At 62.8% G+C, this 2,270-nt stretch carries 3 protein-coding genes; all 3 read left to right on the top strand.

Annotated features, from left to right (window positions below):
• Positions 1 to 82: 82 nt before the first annotated feature.
• Complete coding sequence (locus ACAX43_RS32865) at positions 83 to 571, top strand: transposase (protein WP_060859134.1); 489 nt, start codon at positions 83 to 85, stop codon at positions 569 to 571.
• The gene (tnpB, locus tag ACAX43_RS32870; protein ID WP_060859133.1) at positions 552 to 905 is read left to right on the top strand and encodes an IS66 family insertion sequence element accessory protein TnpB; all 354 of its coding nucleotides are present in this window, start codon (positions 552 to 554) and stop codon (positions 903 to 905) included. Before ACAX43_RS32865 ends, tnpB begins: the two co-directional genes overlap by 20 nt.
• Before the next feature lie 79 nt (positions 906 to 984).
• The coding region (locus ACAX43_RS32875) for an IS66 family transposase (RefSeq protein ID WP_370712479.1) at positions 985 to 2,270 on the top strand (1,286 nt) is incomplete at its 3' end.

Consider the following 2,270-nt stretch of genomic DNA (forward strand, 5'->3'; position numbering starts at 1 on the left):
GTAAGCGCGAATTTATCAGCACATAGCGCCCGAATTGGGAGCAAGGCAAGCTGTGTCCACTGATTAACAGTGGACACAGCCAATGACTCAGATCGATTCAGATGCGGCGCTTCTCGCCGTTACGCTCGTAGGTCGCGACGGCAAGCGGCGCTACGACTCGCAATCCAAACGCAGGCTTATTGAGGCCTGCCTGCAGCCGGGCGTGTCGGTGGCCGGGTTGGCGCTCAGGGCCGGCGTGAACGCTAACTTGCTGCGCCGGTGGATCAAGCTGCATCAACAACGCAACGGCGTGGCAGCGACGTCGGAAGTTGTCGAGAATGCGCCGCCGCTTGCCGTGCCGTCGGCGTTCGTGCCGGTCGTCGAGATCAGCCGTCGTGAGGTGGTTGAGCACAAGGACGCCGTAAAGGCTTCCGAGCCCACGCGCTCACCGCCCCCGCCCGTGCGCTCGCAGCTGACGGTGGAAATGCCCAACGGCGTGACGCTTCGGCTGGACTGTACCGGACAGGATGCGCCGCTGGTATCGGCGATGATCGAGACACTGGGGCGCTGCGATGTTCAGGCTCGACGCTAAACTCAAGGTGTACGTTCATCGCGAGGCAGTCGACTTCAGGAAGTCGATCAACGGCCTGGCCGCTCTGGTCGAGCAGTCCATGGGGCTGGACCCGTTTGCGCCGGCGCTCTACGCGTTCAGCAACCGGCGACGGGATCGCATCAAGATACTCGGCTGGGGTGGCAACGGCTTCTGGCTGCTGATGAAGCGCCTGGAAGAGGACCGCTTCGTCTGGCCGCGCCGGCAGCAGGTGGTGATGGAGCTCTCGACCGAGCAGCTTCATTGGTTACTTGAGGGCATCGACATCGATGCGGTGCGTCGTCATCCTGCGCGGCAGTATCGGCACGCTGGCTGATGTCGTGATGCAACATTCGGGACCGGCGTTACAAATTCGGTAAACCCATTCGCCTTGCGGTTTCGCTATCGTGAGCGTCATGTCAGCACACGATCCCACTGCCGGTCTGCCATCCGAAGTTCTCGCCTATATCCGCGAACTTGAGGCCCGCAACCAGCAACTCACTCAACGCGTCGAGCAGCTCGAGGAGTTGTTTCGTCTCGCGCAACTCAAGCGCTTCGCCCCGAGCAGCGAGAAACTCAAAGACCGAGTGTTCGACGAAGCCGAGCTGGTGGCCCTGGCTGAACCCGTTGAAGACGATCCGGACGGCGTCTTTGCGCTGCCCGACACGGGCCTGCCAGCCGTAGACGGCTCAGGCCACCAGAAACGGGGGCGCAAGCCGCTGCCGGCTGATCTGCCGCGTACGCGTATCGAGTACGACCTGCCTGAAGATCAGAAGGTCTGTCCGTGCTGCCAGGGTGCGATGCACCGGATGGGTGAGCAGACCTGCGAACAGCTGCACATCGAGGTTAAGACGTCAGTGCTGCAACACGTGCGCTTCAAGTACGCGTGCCGCCATTGCGAACGCCACGCGGAGCACACGCCCATCGTGATCGCGCCCATGCCGGCGCAGCCGCTGCCGGGCAGCAACGCAAGTCCGGCGATGATCGCCACAGTGATGACCGCCAAGTACGCGGATGGCACGCCGCTCTACCGCATGGAAGATGCGTTGGGCCGCTCGAACATCGCGGTCAGTCGTGGCACGCTGGCGCACTGGATCATCCGGCCTGCCGAACTGCACCTGTCCCGGCTGTACGAGGCATTGCGCGGCACGCTGCTCGCGCAGTCGCTGATCCATGGCGACGAGACGACGGTGCAGGTGCTCAAGGAGGACGGCAAGACTGCGCAGAGCAAGTCGTACATGTGGGTCTACCGCAGCGCCGAAGCATGTGCCGAGCCGGTGGTGCTGTTTGAATACCAGCCAGGGCGTGGGCAACAGTATCCGCAGGCCTTCCTGAAAGGCTATGCCGGCACGCTAATGACCGATGGCTACAGTGCGTGGCGCACGCTCGAAGGTGTCACGCATCTCGGATGCCTGGCCCATGCGCGCCGGGCGTTTGACGAGGCGTACAAGGCGCTCAAGAAACCCGACGGTCGCGCGCGCCGTGCACTCGAATACTTCAAGGCGCTGTATCAGGTCGAGACCCTCGCACGCGGTAAGTTACCCGAGGGCCAAATCCGTGCCGACTATACATACCGGCTACGCCAGACGCACAGCCTGCCACTGCTGGAGGCGTTCAAAATCTGGCTCGATGAGCAGGCGGCACAGGTGCTGCCCGAAAGCCTGACCGGCAAGGCCATCAGCTACACGCGCAATCAATGGGT

The organism is Paraburkholderia sp. IW21 (assembly GCF_041321145.1).
Lineage (GTDB): Bacteria > Pseudomonadota > Gammaproteobacteria > Burkholderiales > Burkholderiaceae > Paraburkholderia.

Bases quoted from the DNA above. Each gene is read 5' to 3' on its own strand.
- ACAX43_RS32865 (WP_060859134.1), top strand. From the start codon at position 83: ATGACTCAGATCGATTCAGATGCGGCGCTTCTCGCCGTTACGCTCGTA.
- tnpB (WP_060859133.1), top strand. From the start codon at position 552: ATGTTCAGGCTCGACGCTAAACTCAAGGTGTACGTTCATCGCGAGGCA.